Source organism: Pseudidiomarina marina, assembly GCF_044807045.1.
In the GTDB taxonomy this organism is placed as follows: domain Bacteria; phylum Pseudomonadota; class Gammaproteobacteria; order Enterobacterales; family Alteromonadaceae; genus Pseudidiomarina; species Pseudidiomarina marina.
Genome location: NZ_CP085233.1, coordinates 676,934 through 693,680 on the forward strand (window position 1 = coordinate 676,934; position 16,747 = coordinate 693,680).

A 16,747-nucleotide genomic window follows, 5' to 3' on the forward strand; every position below is an offset into this window, starting at 1 on the left:
TTTGCACTCAATATTTGCTTCGTATAGTCACTATCAAATCATGGATTAAGACTTTCGGCTAGTCGTTCACAAAGTTAATTCCATTTCCTTAAAAACACCGTTAGGATACTTCAAAGTGATACAACGAAGTGACGTTATGAAATTTTGGCGCAAATACCATCCCGATATTGATGCAGCAGATCCGCGCTTCAAACAAGTTTCGCTAATTTATAGCGTATTACTGATCATGTCGGCTTATTTTGCCATTATCGGTACGCTTAACGTTACGTTGTTTCATGCTCCCGAAATTGCATTTTTCGACTATCTTGGTCTTATTCTTGCGTTATTAATTCTTCGGTATGTTAGCCAGGGCGGGAATTTCAGAATTGCGAGCTGGGCTGTCATCATTTCCATTGCGACCATATTGTTGGCGTTTGTGCACCTAGCTGAAGGACGTAACTACTCGTTGATGTGGGTCACAATTTTACCGCCGTTTGCATTCTTTTTATTGGGGCGTCAGGATGGCTCTTGGGTGAGTGCCATCATATTGGGATATTGCAGTTGGTATCTGTATCAGCTCATTAATCAACAAGTCACCGCTAACTTGGGCCTCGGTGCTTTATTTAACTTTATTGAAGTGGCCACCGCACAAGTATTTCTATTTCGTTTTTATGAAAACTCACGTCAAGAGGCCTATGATCAATTACAGAAAACGGCGATCACTGATCCATTGACCAAAGTATTTAATCGACTGCATTTAGATAACACACTTAACGCAGTGATTGCTCAGGCAAATCGTTTTAATCAACCGGTTTCCGTCTTACTTCTCGACGTGGATCATTTTAAGGCAGTGAATGATAAATATGGCCATTTTGTTGGGGATAAAGTTCTTATCAAACTCTGTGATGTTCTGCGAGAAACGATTCGTGAAACAGATTCTGTAGGCCGTTGGGGTGGCGAAGAGTTCTTGATTATTTGCCCGAATACTAACCAACAACAGGCAATTCAATTAGGCCAGAGAATTATCGAAAATGTGCGTGCTGAGGCGATCGAAAATGATATCCATATTACCGTGAGTATCGGTTCTGCAACGTATATGAATGACGGCGAAGACACGATCGATCAGCTGTTGCTTAGTGCCGACCAAAACTTATATCGCGCAAAACATGCAGGGCGCAACCAAGTGCTTGGTACACCCTAAGGCTACCGTTTATTCAATATTCACTCGAATGACAAACTTCAAGAGTGAAAAGGCCGCAACGAGAAATAGCCAAAGAAATAATAAACTCTCATCATGCGCTAACTTGGTCCAAATACTGTTCTTTAGAATAATATCTTCAGATTTGTAGCGTTGAATGACACCTGCATCACCTTTGCCATTAAAAGTAATCTGCATGCCAGGTGAATCATCAACATAAATAAATCCAGAGCTCTGAATCGATGGATTCTGAATAAAGAACTTATCGCCTAGTTCAAGCGCATACGGCTCCGTTTGATAATATTGCCCAGACCAAGCGCCTTTGTCCGAAATTGCGACAGAACCTTGATGCAATATAGGCTCACGCGCTGATGCTTCCTTCACCTCTCCACCAATCGTCATCACACCATCTATTGGTAACGTATAACTGTTGTTCGCAGAAGCCTGCAATTCAAATGCTTCACAGTCGCTTAATTCAATTCGCTCGTTTGGGGTTTGAATAAACCCAACCGGTGCAAGTGTCGCGGAGCTTAACGTTATCCACACCGAATCAGTTCCAATGCGTTCAATATAAACGGAGGTATCTTGAGCAACTTGAAGTTGCCCAGATACAAGGGATGTTTCGCTACCACACTCTGAGTAACGGGTAACGCCATCAAGTTGCCACGGCACAAAAGCACTGTTTTGGAATGAATCAATGGCGATAATTTCCGACCGCGCGGTGACGTTATAAAGAGTATCGGGTGTAGTGATAAATCGAAGCGAAATAAAGACAATATATGCTAAGAGTAACCAAAATAGCCCTACCAAAATATGTAATAACCACCGCAATGGGCTTGTCGCTATGCGATCACGAAACTCGGTTGCAGAATAGGGTAAATCTTCGTTCGTTAGAAAAATACCGAATAAAAATTTGGCGGTTTTGCGAAATATGGTTTTGAAGTTGAATGATTTCATTGAAATAACTCGACGACTTCATCTGGCATGGCGCGCAAATTTCTACGTTTGATGATCACACGTGTCATTTGACTGGCATCAACATCCTGTAATACGCATTCTTTGTCATAAGATACGCGATAATTACTACGCAGATCTTGGCACTTCACGGTAACAGGTGACGTATCACTTGCTCCATGGTTATTGCCAAAAACTGTCGCTACATCCCGACGCGCATTGCTACGAAGAAATACGGCGATATTGGTCATCGATTTTGGTGTACCCCAAGAACCCACTAAATAATTACCATTTAGGGACGAGCAATCTGGTTGCGCCGTTGCAAGCAAACCCAACTCACCCGGTGCGAATTCTTCTAACTCATCGATGTATTTAGTTGGGAATTCAATGCTGACTAACCCTTCTGCAGGTTCTGTAAAGGTATATTGATATTGAGATTTATAGCGGCCATCGGCGCTGCTAACAAAAATACAAACGCGGCCTTGATAAGCACTTGGAAAATAAAGGTGAGGCGCAACGGCATAGTCCACATCCGTGAACTGTAGACCTTTTAAAAATTGCCCAGACACTTTCACCGTTTCACTGTATGACTCGGTAAATTCACTCACCTGATTCGCTTGCGTTAAACCCGCATACGCGCCCAGCACAGCAACCGCAAATAGACGTTTAATCATAGTCAAATAACTTAATGTTATACGTACCATAGTCGCTTAAACCCGTGATGCGTATGATGTGAACATCGGATGATAACGGTGTAAATACAGTGCGGTATTCTCGTGAGGAATAAAATTCACGTGAATATTTTCGCTCACCTAATTCATCGAAAATTTCTAATCGATATCTGTTATCAGGCGATGTTTTTTCGTATTTAAAGTCAATTGGCGCATTTGCGGTCATCATCATTCGATACTCGGCTACCGCTCCTCGCGCTATTTTGCCGTTCATAACTTCGCCTGCTACAACAACGTTTTGGGCACCACGAAGTTCTGCATCAGTCGTCCATTGACTGACAGTAATATCGGCTACACCGTAATGTGAAAGGCCTACAATTCGAACTGTGTATCGATCGTTTTTAGGGGGAGTGAATGAGTAACTATAATTACGACTCGAGTAAAAGTCATAATCCTGCAATATTTCGCCGTCGCTATTAACAATACGAACTGAGTACCTAAATTCGTCACCACTTGTTTTATTTAACGTAAGTTCAATTGGGCTGTTGGATTCTCCTGTGAATCTATATTCAGCAACAGAATTGGGAGCAGCTGGAGCACTAATTTCTGCCGGTATCTCAAAATTATTACCAGTACCGCGAAGCTCTGAATCAAATGCGAAATCATTCAACTTAAGATCAAACTCTCCAAATGAACTTAATCCTATTATTCTGACGATCAAAGAATCAGTACTTGATGGTGTATAAGCAAAGTTATAGTTTCTTGAACTATAAAAGTCATAATCCAATAGCATATTTTCACGTCTATCCATAATCTGAATAGAAAACTTCATTTCATTGCCATCAGTACGCTTCAAAACAAACTCTACCGGACTATTTTCCAGCATTTTCACTTCGTGATCTTTAACCTGATTTGCCGCCAAGCGACCAGTTAAGTGTGAGTTGGTTGTAACCGCTGAGTCGTCGGTTGTATCAGTTGGAGATTCAGTTGTTGTAGCCGCCGCAGGTTTATCGTCGACGCCGAAGTGATCATCTAGCATATTTGTGAGTGCATCCGCTCGATAAACCACACCACCTTGGTCATCCACTTCAAGTAACACGCCAGCAGCCTGTTCAGCCACGAACAAAATACTACCGCTATAACCTTGCTTAAATGGTTCGTCGGCACGCTCAGGCTTTATTGCTAAGTACTCTGTTTCATCAACCGTATTTATCACGATTTTCGACTGCAACACACTACCATCAGCCAAACGTGTTTTCAGAACACCAGTTTGATATACATCCAACAGCTTCTTTAAATCACTCACCTGCAAGAACGTGTTTCGATTACATTGCGCCTCAGGAATATTTGACTCAAGAACGGCCATGTCGACATCAAATACATGGGCAAGATCAGCAGTGAAGTATTGCCGCGTTGGCAGCATGATATTGGCAGTTTTGGCGTCGCCCATCACATGGTTGGGGGTTATGACAAAGCAGGTGCCATTCACTAAATAATTAAAGCCTTGGCCGACATTAAAATCTGCCGAGACCAAAACATCGGAACTATAACTTAAGGGCGAGAATAGAGTTGAGAGGCTGATTAGGCTTAGTGAGCCGAGTATTTTTATTGTTTTCATAGCTTAACTTTTGTGTGACGTTTGTTCTTTTATAGTATTTTTATTCAACAAACGTCAACAAAAGGTAAACAATTTATCGTGTGCCGAATATCTTATCTCCGGCGTCACCTAAACCTGGAACAATGTAGCCATGCTCATTTAAACGAGAATCGAGCGAAGCGGTATAAATGTGGATATCTGGGTAAGCTTCGAGCACTTTATCCACACCTTCTGGCGCGGCAACGAGCACTAAAACACGTGCATCTTTGCAGCCGTGTTGTTTCAGCATATCGAGTGTCGCCACCATCGTGCCGCCGGTTGCTAGCATGGGGTCTATAACCAAAGCTGTTCGTTGATCGATGTCTTTCACTAGCTTTTGGAAATAGGGTACAGGCTTCAACGTCTCTTCATTACGATATAACCCAACCACACTCACTTTCGCGCTAGGAATTAAATCGAGTACACCATCTAACATGCCAATTCCCGCGCGCAAGATAGGTACCACTGTCACTTTCTTGCCTTTGAGTTTTTCAACTTCAATCGCTTCGCCGCTCCAACCGTTAATGATATGCGGTTCCAGCTCAAAATCTTTGGTCGCCTCATAAGTCAGTAAACTACCAAGTTCATTGGCAAGTTCGCGAAAGCTCTTGGTTGAAATATCTGCTTCGCGCATTAAACCAAGTTTGTGCTGAATCAGCGGGTGTTTAATCACGTGTAGTGGCATGTGGGAGTCTCTTTTAAGTCGATCTGTTGTTTCGTAAAGTAACTGTGACGTAGTTTAGGAAATTTCCATCAAATTGGCGACCTAACAAATTGATACAGCCCGCCATTTTTGTAGATTAATGGACATTTAATTTTGTTCACGCTATTAAATAGGGGAAGATGCGCTAAGGAGTAGCCATGAAAAGTCAGAAAATTTCACCACTCAAAGACAAGCCCCTGAGAAATCCTGGTGAATCACTTGATCGGCGTCTAATCGATGTCGCTTTAGACGGCGTAATTTTCAATTTTATGGTTTTAATTATCCTTTTTCTGGCAGTTACCTTTTCGTGGATATATGCACTTAGTGATGCAAAGCCTGACGCAGTCACAATTTCTGTTATTTGTGGTGTTGCAGCGATTTTCTTTGGCGTTCGTCTTGCAAAAGCCTTTAAAGAAACAAAAAATATCAAACTCGGCCGCGACGGCGAAAAAGCGGTAGGTCAATTTCTTGAACGGCTTCGTTTGGATGGTGCGCAAGTATTTCACGATATTGAAGGTGAAAACTTTAACCTCGATCATGTCGTGATTCACCGCTCTGGTGTGTTCGTGATTGAAACGAAAACTATGTCGAAATCGAGCAATTCCAAGTCGGTATTATTTTACAATGGCAAACAAATATTGCGTGGTGGTAAGCCATTGCAATCAGACGCTATTACCCAAGTTAAAGCTGCAAGCGCATGGCTACATAAATTACTTTTTGAAAGCACCGGTAAGCGGTTGCCGGTAAAAGGTATCGTGGTTTTTCCTGGGTGGTATGTGAAAACAACGGATTTAGGTCGCTCCGCCGAAATAGCCGTATTGAACCCTCAAGTCATCCCGAATTATTTGGCCAATGGTCGGCAGCAACTCCGAGATGACGAAGTTCATATGAGCGCGTATCATCTGAGTCGTTATATTCGTACGAAATAGAGGTATTTTGTGAAAAGGTTGATTGGGATATTGCCGTTGATTCTGTTGTTGGGTTGCGAATCAATTGGGCCGCAAGCTCAATCGTCAACACAAACTTCAACCATTCCAAACGACCCTGCCGTCATTGCAAAAGGTGCCAAAGTTTTCAAATACAAATGTTCTGCATGCCACAGCATGGATCCGAACAAGAGCCAATTCTTCGGCCCTCATTTAGCCAATATATTCAATCGTGAAATTGCGACAATTGAAGGTTACACGTTTCCTGAAACCACGAAGCAACATGATATTGTTTGGACAGAGTCGACGCTTTACGAGTGGTTAGAAAATCCACAAAAAATGGTCAAAGACATGTGCATGCCGTTCACTGGCTTACCAAAACAAGAAGACCGTGACGCGCTCATGGCTTACCTCAAATATGGTGGTTGAACCACGTTTTTACTGGCAAAACAGCACTTTCGATTGATCTAATCGAATTTTCCTGTTTGGAGTTCCCTCGCAGAATCGACTATTTCTACTATAGTCAAACTGACTCAGAAACAGTCCTTTTTGGAGGAATCATCTCATGTTCAAGAAATCCATCCCGATGCTATCGGCTGCAGCGGTTGCTGTAACTATGGCATTTTCATCAGGTGCAATGGCTGCTCCTGATAGCAAATCTCAAATGTTCTGGTGGCCAGATAAACTCGATTTAAGCCCGCTTCGTGATCACGACGTCAGCTCAAATCCAATGGCTGATTTTGATTACGCCGAAGCGGTTCAAAAAGTCGATTTCGATGCGGTGAAAAAAGACATCGAAGCCTTAATGACCGATTCGCAAGATTGGTGGCCAGCTGACTACGGTCACTATGGTCCATTCTTTATTCGTATGGCGTGGCACGGTGCTGGTACCTACCGTATTCACGATGGTCGTGGTGGTGCAGGCGGTGGTCAACAACGCTTTGAACCACTCAACAGTTGGCCGGATAACGTGAGCTTGGATAAAGCGCGCCGTTTGTTATGGCCAATTAAGCAAAAGTACGGCAACAATTTATCTTGGGCCGACTTAATGGTGCTCACCGGTAACGTTGCCCTTGAGTCGATGGGTTTTAAAACCTATGGCTTTGCTGCTGGTCGTGAAGATGATTGGGAACCAGATGAAGTGTATTGGGGTCCTGAGAAAAAATGGTTAGCCGACGAGCGTTACAGTGGCGACCGTGAACTTGAACGTCCGTTAGCAGCGGTTCAAATGGGTTTGATTTACGTGAACCCAGAAGGTCCGAACGGTAACCCTGATCCATTGCTGGCCGCGAAGGACATTCGTGATACGTTCGGTCGCATGGCCATGAACGACGAAGAAACTGTCGCATTGATTGCCGGCGGTCATACCTTCGGTAAAGCGCACGGTGCTCACAAGCCTGACGAATGTCTTGGCGAAGCTCCAGCTGGCGCCCCAATTGAAGAACAGGGTTTAGGCTGGAAGAACAAATGTGGTAAAGGTCACTCTGAAGACACCATCACCTCAGGTTTAGAGGGTGCATGGACGGTGAACCCAATTGCTTGGACCACTCAATATCTTGATAACTTGTTCGGTTTTGAATGGGAACAAACGCGCAGCCCAGCCGGTGCTATTCAGTGGATTCCAAAAGACGGTCAAGCGTCAAACTTGGTTCCGGATGCGCACATTCCTGACAAACGTCATGCGCCAATTATGTTCACCACGGACTTGTCGCTGAAGTTTGACCCTGAATATCGCAAGATTGCGAAACGCTTCCAAGAGAACCCTGAAGAGTTCGAATTGGCATTCGCAAAAGCGTGGTTCAAGTTGACTCACCGTGACATGGGACCACGCGCACGTTATGTGGTTGATTCATCGCCAAAAGAGCCGTTGATTTGGCAAGATCCGATCCCGGAAGTTGACTATGAGTTAATTAACGACCGCGACGTGGCGAATCTGAAGAAGAAAATTTTAGACTCAGGTTTGTCAGTGGCTGAGTTAGTGCGTACGGCTTGGGCATCTGCAGCGAGTTTCCGTGGTACCGACATGCGCGGTGGTGCGAACGGTGCACGTATTGCCTTGGCTCCTCAGAAAGACTGGGCGGTTAACAACCCGAAAGAGCTGAAGAAAACTTTGGCAACTTTGGAAAAAGTTCAGAAAGACTTCAACCGTTCGTTGCCAAAAGGTAAGCGCGTATCACTAGCTGATGTGATTGTATTAGGTGGTTCAGCGGCTGTTGAAAAAGCAGCGAAAGACGCTGGTTACGATATCAGTGTGCCATTTGCACCAGGTCGTAATGACACAACACAAGAGTGGACTGACGATTCATTTGATGTGCTAGAACCGAAAGCTGATGGCTTCCGTAACTACTACACCAAAGATGCATTGATGTCGCCTGCCGAAGCTTTGGTTGAGCGTGCGGACTTGCTGACACTGACTGTGCCTGAAATGACAGCATTAGTTGGTGGTATGCGTGCACTTAATGCTAACTATGGTGGTGCGAAGCACGGTGTATTCACGAACCGTCCAGGACAATTAACCAACGATTTCTTCGTGAATTTGTTGGATATGAGCACCGAATGGGCACCTGCGAAAGACCAAGAAGGTGTTTACGAAGGTCGTGACCGTAGCTCAGGCGAACTGAAGTACACCGCTACGCCGGTTGATTTAATCTTCGGATCAAACTCAGAGCTTCGCGCAATTGCTGAATTCTATGCGCAGAGCGACACAGATGAGAAATTTGTGAATGACTTTGTTGATGCGTGGGTAAAAGTAATGCGCCTCGATCGCTTTGACCTTGAGTAATCAAGAAAAGTAAGTATAAAGGGAGCTTCGGCTCCCTTTTTCTTTGGAGATTCAAGCATGGCGCGTTCAACCATTGAACAGTGGCGAATGTTTAAAGCAGTAGCAGATTTTGGCGGCTTCCAGCAAGCCGCTGATCATGTGCATAAAAGCCAGTCAACGGTGCACCATGCAGTGAACAAATTAGAGGAGCAGTTGGGAGTTCAATTGATTGAAGTGCATGGGCGCAAAACATCGGTGACCCATGCTGGCCATCAGCTGCTTCGCCGTATTAATTACTTACTCGCTGAAACTGAACGACTTGAAAACGTTGCTCAGAATCTCAAGCAAGGTGTCGAATCAAAGCTGGCAATTGCGGTCGATGAAGCCTTTCCAAAAGATGTGTTGTACCAAGCACTTGCAGAAGTTTCGAATGAATATCCAATTGTCCATTTAGAGGTCATTGAAACTATTTTGACCGGTGCCAATGAGCTACTAAATAAAGGTATGGCTGAAATTGCCTTATCGCCATTTACCTTGGCCAACGAGCTAAGCGAAGATTTATGTCAGTTGGAGTTTATTGCGGTTTGCGGTGCCGAACATCCGCTGTCGCAGAAGAAGAATGTTTCGCCTGAAGATCTGAAACACTATCGCCAAATTGTTCTGCGTGATTCCGGCGTTGAGAAGAAAACTGACATTGGTTGGCTCGGCTCTGAGCAACGCTGGACAGTCAGTCATTTAGCTACTTCTATCGAATTGATTCAAAAGAATTTAGGCTTCGCGTGGTTACCGCGTCGAGCCATTGCCAATGCGCTACAATATGGCTTATTAGTGCCAATTCAACTCACCCGAGGCGGTACTCGAACCACCAACTTTTACCTGAATTTTCGTGACGCCGAAACGCTTGGTCCAGTAGCACGCAGCTTCATTGGACATGTTCGTTTCCTGACCAGTTAATAAAATAACAAAACGTTATTGCGAATCATTCCTATTTGCATTAGGATCGCTGCCATTATCTGTTATTCATTTATTTACAGGGGTATGGACGTGATCAAGTTGTCTGCAGTAACTTCAGCTCTCATTTTGGCGGGTATGCCGTCTGCTTTTGCTAGCTCACTTGAGCCGCAAACCACCGAAGCGATCGAACGATTAGAAATTCGAGGTCAGCAACAAAGCGGTTATCTTGCCGGAGATCAACAATCAGCTTCGAAACTTGATATCAGCGTGAAGGAGACGCCACAAACGGTAACTGTGGTTACCCAAGAGAGAATCCGTGATTTTGCCCTGAATGACATCAACAAAATTCTCGAAACTTCAGCCACGATTAACGTTGAACAAGTTGAAACCGACCGAATTTATTACACGTCGCGTGGCTTTGAAGTTAATAACTTTCAGGTTGATGGTTTAGGTCTCCCGTTAATTAATAGCAATACCCATGGACGTATCGACTCAGCTGTGTATGAGCGTGTCGAGGTCGTGCATGGCGCAAATGGCATCATGACCGGTGTCGGTAGCCCTTCGGCAACCGTTAACTTGGTGCGCAAACGGCCAACTTCAGAAACCCAAAATAATATTTCAGCAACCTTAAGTTCCTGGTCGGGCAAGCGCGTTGAAGGTGATTTTTCTGGTGCGTTAACTGATTCATTGCGAGGCCGATTGGTTCTCGTGAATGATGATAGCGAGTCGTATCTTGATCGTTATGAGCATACTTCGCAGGTTGTTTATGGAGTGATTGATTATGCGCCAACCAGTAACACGCTGATTACCGTTGGTCATAGTGAACATCGTAGCGATACCGATGGCAATATGTGGGGAGCGATTACCTTACATTACGGCGATGGTACGCCGACAGATTTTGACCGCTCGGTAAATATTGCGGCCGATTGGTCGAACTGGACTGTGGAAGAAAGCCGTAGTTTTATCGACATCGAATCGGCGCTGAACGACGCATGGACATTGCGTGTTGCCTATAACCGAGTTCGTACTGATGAAGACAGTTTCTTGTTTTATACATATCTGCCAGACCCTTCAACGGGGTTGGACCCGGAGACCGGTTTAGGTCTGTTAGGCTATGGTAGCGAGTACGATCTCGATGACCAGCAAGATACCCTTGATGCTTATGTGACTGGCAATTTTGAACTGGGTGGTTTAGACCATCAGGTCGTTTTTGGTGCAAATTATGCGCGCTTAGATTACATCGATACGTCGTTGTATGACTTCCACACCGGTAATGGTTTTCCAGCGATGCCCGCGTTGCAAGATTGGGACGGCAACACGCCATTTCCTGAATTTACCGACGGTTTAGCTGGCAGTGAAATCGACAACACACAAAAAGCGCTATATGCCCAAGCGCGCTTCAGTTTAGGTATCGACACCAAATTGTTGTTAGGTGGTCGTTACAATGAATTTAAAACCGACGGCATTGGTTATGGCGTGGATCAATCGCGAGATGATGCTGAATTTATTCCGTACTTCGGTGTAACCCATAATCTCAACGATGCAACAACGGTTTACGCGTCATATACCGAAACGTTCGAAGCGCAAAACCTACGTGATCGTGACTTCAATCGGTTACCACCATTAACGGGTGAAACGGCTGAAATTGGAGTTAAAACGGAATTATTTAATGGTGGCGCATTGTTGTCGGCAGCTTACTTCGACGTGACACAGAAAAATCTGGCGGTTGGTGATGGTACTGTGACTAATCCAAACACCAATGCGCCGGAAACGGTTTATCGTGCGGCAGATGGGGTAACTAGCAGTGGTTTTGAAGTTGAATTGTCAGGCGAGATTGCTACCGGCCTGCAAGGCAGTATTGCAGCCACGGCATTTGAGCTTGATGGTGATGCAACCGTTGAAGACTACACGCCTGAGAATTTATTCCGTGCGGCCTTAACTTATCGTCCAACGTCTGCGGAAGAATGGAAGTTTGGCATGAGCTATCAGTGGCAGGATACCATCTCTCGCGTGCAGGGCATTGTGGGCGAAAGTTACGCCAATGCTGGCGAGACGATTGTTACAAAACAGAATGCTTATGGCCGCTTAAATTTAATGGCGAGCTATCAATTTACCGATAGTTTGCTGTTGTCGTTGAACGCGAATAACGTCACTGATGAGAAATATATCAACAGCTTGTTGTGGCCGACGCAGGGTTACTATGGCGCACCTCGTAATTATTCTGCAACGCTAAGCTATTCGTTTTAAAGGTTTAACCAAGGATGCGAAAGACTCTCCATAAATGGCATGGTTGGGCGGGGATCATTTGTATGATCCCCTTTCTTCTTATTTGTCTTACCGGCAGTATTTTAGTTTTCAAAAAAGAAATTGATGCGCTATTGCTGCCGTCTATTGCAACGTTGCCCGCTACCGAGCAACCGCGGTTACCGTTGACCGAGTTGACTGCCAAAGTCAACTCGCAATTACCGGATTACGAGTTGGGTAGCTGGGAAATTTTTCCTGCTGGTCATGATGAAGCGGACCGTATATTCGTCATCAAGCGTGGTACCGATGAATGGCATAAAGCCCACTTGAATCCGTACACCGGTGAACTACTCAGTCGGCCAACGAAAACAGGCCACTATCTGACCGATTGGCTGGTCGAATTTCATTACACGCTTATGCTCAATGATCTCAAATATCTACCCGAGCACCTTGGGTTAATTATCGGACTGATACTTGCGATGTTCTTGCTGTTCATGGGCGTGTCGGGTCTTATTATGTATCGGCGTTTTTGGGCGAGGCTGTTTACGCTGCGTTGGAATCAACGGTTGCTAGCTGTGTTCAGTGATCTGCACAAAATGGTAGGTACTTTTGCCTCGCCGGTGTTACTCGTACTAGCAATCACGGGTGGCTATTACAACATCCTAATTTTTTATGAAGAATGGCTAGAGCATGCCGATGGTGCAGGTCATCATGTCATGACCGAACGGCTATATAACACAACGCTTAATATTGACGAGCTTGTCGCTGATAGCCAGCGACGGATTGAAGAATTTAAACCGACGTATTTACTGTTTCCATTTGAACCTGAATTACCTTTGACGGTCTTCGGTAGGGCGCCAACCGCGAATCCGTTGCTCAGCAACTATGGTAGTGTCAGTAATTATGACCCACAGACAGGCGATTATCTCAGTACCTACAATTTAAACGAGCAAGGTATTGGTGCGAAAACCCTCGATAGCTTCCGCCGTTTGCATTTTGGTACCTTTGGTGGTCTCCCGATCAAAATCATCTGGAGCATTATCGGCGCTATGCCTCTATTGCTGGCAATAACGGGCTCTTACGTGTGGTGGCAACGGCGTAAAAAACGCGCACGAAGAACGCCCTAAGAACTAAGAAAACAAGCGCTTGCGTTGTTGCTGAAGTTGTTTCATTGTGTGTTCTATTCAATATATAGAACACACAGGAATACACGATGAAAATTTACGAAACAGCAACGGCGCCAAACCCACGTCGCGTACGCATGTTTTTGGCTGAGAAAGGCCTGTTAGATCAGGTTGAATTTATTCAGGTTGATATTGCCAAAGGTGAAAACTTAACGCCTGAGTTTGTTGCCATGAACCCAATGAAAAAAGTGCCGGTTGCGGTGCTCGATGATGGTACCAACTTGGCTGAAACCATGGCGATTTGTCGATATGTAGAAGAAGCCCATCCTGAAACTCCGAAATTACTTGGTGATACACCCAAGCAAAAAGCATTGATTGAGCAATGGCTACGGTGGGTCGATTTTTACCTGATGACACCAGTAGGAATGTGTTTTCAGCATACCTCAGGTTACTTCAAAGACCGAATGAACTGTTTTCCGGATTACGGACAAGATTGCTACGGTGCCGCTGAAAAGTTTCTCGATTTCTTAAATGATCATTTGAAGAATAATACATACCTGCTTGGTGATGAATTCACCGCTGCGGATATCAATGCGTTTGCAACCGTAGCATTTGCGCGCGTTGTAAAATTGCGTATTAAAGATGAACAAACCCATTTGCAAGCGTGGTTTGATCGCATTAATAAGCGTGCGTCGGCAAAGGTGTAATTTGTTGCAACAAGCTTCAACAACGTCGCCGCAGCAACCTATCCATGTCGCTATCATTGGTACGGGATTCGGTGGGCAAAGTGCGGCGATTCACCTACTCAAACAAGATCAGCTCGACTTTGTCATGCTTGAACGGCGTTCGTTTATGGGCGGAACTTGGTGTCAGAATAGCTATCCCGGTGCACAAGTCGATGTGCAGTCGCCACTTTATTCGCTGGCATCAGAGCCGCAAGCGTGGTCACAAATGTTTGCTGAGCAAGCGGAGTTGGAGGCCTATACCAACCGCGTCATTGATAAGTATCAGTTACGCGAAAAAACCGTATTGAACTTTAACGTCATTCGCTTGACGTGGTTAGACGAATCTCGTTGCTGGAGAATTGAATCGGAATCGGGTGATAGTTTGTATGCGCGCTATGTGATCAGTGCGCAGGGTCCGTTGAGCAATCCGGTTATTCCTGATTTTAATGGCCGAGAGCGTTTCCAAGGGAAAAGCTTTCATACTAATCAGTGGGATCACAGTTATGATTATCGCAACAAACGCGTTGCGGTAATCGGCAGTGGCGCGAGCGCGGCGCAGGTGATTCCGACAATTGCACCAGACGTTCAACACTTACATGTATTTCAACGCACCCCACACTGGGTTTTACCTCGTCCAGACCGAACCTTTTCACCGACGATACGAAAACTCCTGGGCAATAAATTTGTGTATCACGCATTGCGGAAAACCATTTATTGGGCTCTGGAATGGCGGGTTTTTGCCTTCAAATATGCGCATGGGCTAATGCGGATTTTTGCCCAACGACCGGCGTTAAAGCATTTACGCAAGCAAGTACCTAATGAGGTTTTAAGGCGAAAGCTAACACCGGATTACACCATCGGCTGCAAACGCATCATTGTCTCGAATACACTCTATCCGGCGCTTAGCCGTGAGAATGTCACCTTGCATGATAAACATGACGGCATTGCGGAAATAACCGAGAACGGCATCATAACAACGCAAGGCAGCAACATCGAGCTTGACCTTATTGTGTATTCAACTGGGTTTGACGCCACCGATGGTGCGGTTGGGTACGAGATTATCGGTCGCACCGGAAGTACCTTGAAAGACTTTTGGCATGAGTTTCCTCGCGCCTACCTCGGTACGACGTTGCCTAAATTCCCCAACTTATTCTTGGTGACGGGGCCGAACACGGGTATTGGACACACTTCAGCGATATTCGTTATTGAGTCGCAGATGCAATATATTATGCGAGCACTGCGCTTTGGCGATAAACATGGTGGCTTACTGGAAGTAACTGAGCAAGCCGAGGCAGATTACACGACAATGATTCATCGTGAAATGCGTAAAACGGTTTGGCATAGCGGCGGTTGTAACAGCTGGTATAAAAGCAAAAGTGGCCATGTTATCGCAATGTATCCCGGTTTCAGTTTTGTGTACCGAATGATGGCTCGCCGATTTAAACCACAACATCATCGAACGACTACCAACGCTATTAGGCAGGAATCGTCATGAAAAAATTTCTGGTTACGTTAATTGTCTTGGTTTTTGCCGCTTGGCTGGTCTCGTTGCATCCGCGCGTTGGTCTTGCTGTTTACGATGCTGTTGGTGTTATTGAGGCAAAGCTTTATGGGTTTGAAAAGTCGTTCGTTCGTATTAATGAGATGGAAATGGCGGTGTACGAACGTAACACGCTGAACACCAGTGAAGCGGTGATATTGCTACATGGTTATACGGGCTCAAAAGAGCTGTGGTTGCGTTTCGCGAATCAATTAGATGAGCATTATCACGTGATTATTCCTGATTTAGCAGGCCACGGTGAAACCGGCTACTTTAGCGGCTGGTCGTATCGTGCATCAGCGCAAGCCGAACGTATTGCGCAATTGATGGAAACCCTCGGTTTGGAGCGGGCGACAATTATTGGCAACTCGATGGGTGGCATGATTGCTGCTAACTTTGCCATCATGTACCCGCTTAAGACCAATAAAATAATCGTGTTCAATCCAGCCGGTGTTACTCCGCCAGAACCAAGTGAGACTGAACGGCTGTTTGCGCAGGGTGACTCGCCATTTGAAATAGATAATGCAGATGAGTTTGCGGAATTTTACGAATTAACCATGGCACAACCACCGTTTATACCGGAGTTTGTGTTACGCGGTATGGCATTGCGCTATAGCGAGCGAAAAACCGAGTACGCCCATATCGCGACAGATTTCCGCTTTCACGATTTACTGGATAATCGATTAGAGTTGATTCGTGCACCGACGCTCGTCATTTGGGGTGACCAAGATCGTATACTCAGCCCGTCTGCAGCGCCGATATGGCAGCGTGGCATTCGCCAGAGTGAGTTGCATATTTTTAAAGGCATTGGTCACATGCCAATGGTAGAAGTGCCGCAACAAGCGGCACAGCGTGTCACCGAGTTTCTTGAGAATTAATTGCTGGCGCGGGTCGCATTCCAGTTTACCGCTTGCCAGCGACCATCACGTTGAATGAATACCCCGCTATTCAAGAAGGTTTCGCGTGAGTAACCGGCGTTGTTATCGGTGTGACTCACTAAGGTGAAGTTGACCACCGCGGTTTCGCCGTAAAATTCTATTTGAATGTCCTCAGCGGTATAATAGTTCGTCAAAGGCTCCTCGGTAATTTCGCCGCCAGAACGAACACCATCCATCAATTCGCTTTTACCAAAGCGCTTGCCGCTTGAGCTGGTGTAAACCAACTCGTCGGCCCAAAATGCATCATGAACTGCGGCACTATTGATACTGGCACCTTCCATGAACCAATGTAAAGTTTTGGTAATGTCTTGTTCACTACTTTCCTGCGCAAACCCAGTAAAACTAAGGGCTAGCAACAAAACGGTCATTATTTTTCGCATGGCATTCTCCTTAA

Annotated in this window: 15 protein-coding genes; 10 read left to right on the top strand and 5 right to left on the bottom strand. The window is 45.3% G+C overall.

The window, feature by feature from the left end; genetic code table 11:
* Positions 1-136: 136 nt before the first annotated feature.
* Positions 137-1,180, top strand: a complete 1,044-nt coding sequence (locus LG272_RS03255; protein WP_404409663.1) for a GGDEF domain-containing protein — start codon at positions 137-139, stop codon at positions 1,178-1,180.
* 9 nt (positions 1,181-1,189) lie between these two features.
* Here the strand turns inward: LG272_RS03255 and LG272_RS03260 are convergent, their stop codons facing one another.
* The 4 genes from LG272_RS03260 to upp form a co-directional block, all read right to left on the bottom strand.
* Positions 1,190-2,134, bottom strand: coding sequence for a hypothetical protein (locus LG272_RS03260; protein WP_404409665.1), 945 nt, complete (start codon positions 2,132-2,134; stop codon positions 1,190-1,192).
* Positions 2,131-2,805, bottom strand: coding sequence for a hypothetical protein (locus tag LG272_RS03265; protein ID WP_404409667.1), 675 nt, complete (start codon positions 2,803-2,805; stop codon positions 2,131-2,133). The genes LG272_RS03260 and LG272_RS03265 overlap by 4 nt, the downstream gene beginning before the upstream one ends.
* Positions 2,798-4,420: a PPC domain-containing protein gene (locus tag LG272_RS03270; RefSeq protein ID WP_404409669.1), complete on the bottom strand. Its 1,623-nt coding sequence runs from the start codon at positions 4,418-4,420 to the stop codon at positions 2,798-2,800. The genes LG272_RS03265 and LG272_RS03270 overlap by 8 nt, the downstream gene beginning before the upstream one ends.
* Before the next feature lie 73 nt (positions 4,421-4,493).
* Positions 4,494-5,123 carry a uracil phosphoribosyltransferase gene (gene upp / locus LG272_RS03275; RefSeq protein ID WP_404409671.1) on the bottom strand — a complete coding sequence of 210 codons (630 nt, stop codon included), beginning with the start codon at positions 5,121-5,123 and terminating at the stop codon, positions 4,494-4,496.
* A 176-nt stretch (positions 5,124-5,299) separates the two neighbouring features.
* Here upp and LG272_RS03280 point away from each other — a divergent pair, with 176 nt between their 5' ends.
* The 9 genes from LG272_RS03280 (at position 5,300) to LG272_RS03320 (ending at position 16,293) form a co-directional block, all read left to right on the top strand.
* Positions 5,300-6,070, top strand: coding sequence for a nuclease-related domain-containing protein (locus LG272_RS03280; RefSeq protein ID WP_404409673.1), 771 nt, complete (start codon positions 5,300-5,302; stop codon positions 6,068-6,070).
* Positions 6,071-6,079: 9 nt separating this feature from the next.
* Positions 6,080-6,496 carry a cytochrome c family protein gene (locus tag LG272_RS03285; protein ID WP_156267588.1) on the top strand — a complete coding sequence of 139 codons (417 nt, stop codon included), beginning with the start codon at positions 6,080-6,082 and terminating at the stop codon, positions 6,494-6,496.
* Between the two features lie 136 nt (positions 6,497-6,632).
* A complete protein-coding gene (katG, locus tag LG272_RS03290) occupies positions 6,633-8,849 on the top strand; it encodes a catalase/peroxidase HPI (protein WP_404409676.1) in 2,217 nt (738 codons plus the stop codon).
* Between the two features lie 57 nt (positions 8,850-8,906).
* A complete protein-coding gene (locus LG272_RS03295) occupies positions 8,907-9,782 on the top strand; it encodes a LysR family transcriptional regulator (protein ID WP_126760088.1) in 876 nt (291 codons plus the stop codon).
* A 90-nt stretch (positions 9,783-9,872) separates the two neighbouring features.
* Complete coding sequence (locus LG272_RS03300; RefSeq protein ID WP_404409677.1) at positions 9,873-12,029, top strand: TonB-dependent siderophore receptor; 2,157 nt, start codon at positions 9,873-9,875, stop codon at positions 12,027-12,029.
* A gap of 14 nt (positions 12,030-12,043) precedes the next feature.
* Positions 12,044-13,153 carry a PepSY-associated TM helix domain-containing protein gene (locus tag LG272_RS03305; RefSeq protein ID WP_404409678.1) on the top strand — a complete coding sequence of 370 codons (1,110 nt, stop codon included), beginning with the start codon at positions 12,044-12,046 and terminating at the stop codon, positions 13,151-13,153.
* 86 nt (positions 13,154-13,239) lie between these two features.
* Entirely contained in the window at positions 13,240-13,857 is a 618-nt protein-coding gene (locus LG272_RS03310) for a glutathione S-transferase family protein (protein ID WP_404409679.1), read from the top strand.
* Position 13,858: 1 nt separating this feature from the next.
* Positions 13,859-15,370, top strand: a complete 1,512-nt coding sequence (locus tag LG272_RS03315) for a flavin-containing monooxygenase (RefSeq protein ID WP_404409680.1) — start codon at positions 13,859-13,861, stop codon at positions 15,368-15,370.
* Complete coding sequence (locus LG272_RS03320; protein ID WP_404409681.1) at positions 15,367-16,293, top strand: alpha/beta fold hydrolase; 927 nt, start codon at positions 15,367-15,369, stop codon at positions 16,291-16,293. The genes LG272_RS03315 and LG272_RS03320 overlap by 4 nt, the downstream gene beginning before the upstream one ends.
* Here LG272_RS03320 and LG272_RS03325 read toward each other — a convergent pair.
* Complete coding sequence (locus LG272_RS03325) at positions 16,290-16,733, bottom strand: nuclear transport factor 2 family protein (protein WP_126760092.1); 444 nt, start codon at positions 16,731-16,733, stop codon at positions 16,290-16,292. The genes LG272_RS03320 and LG272_RS03325 overlap by 4 nt on opposite strands.
* Positions 16,734-16,747 lie beyond the last annotated feature (14 nt).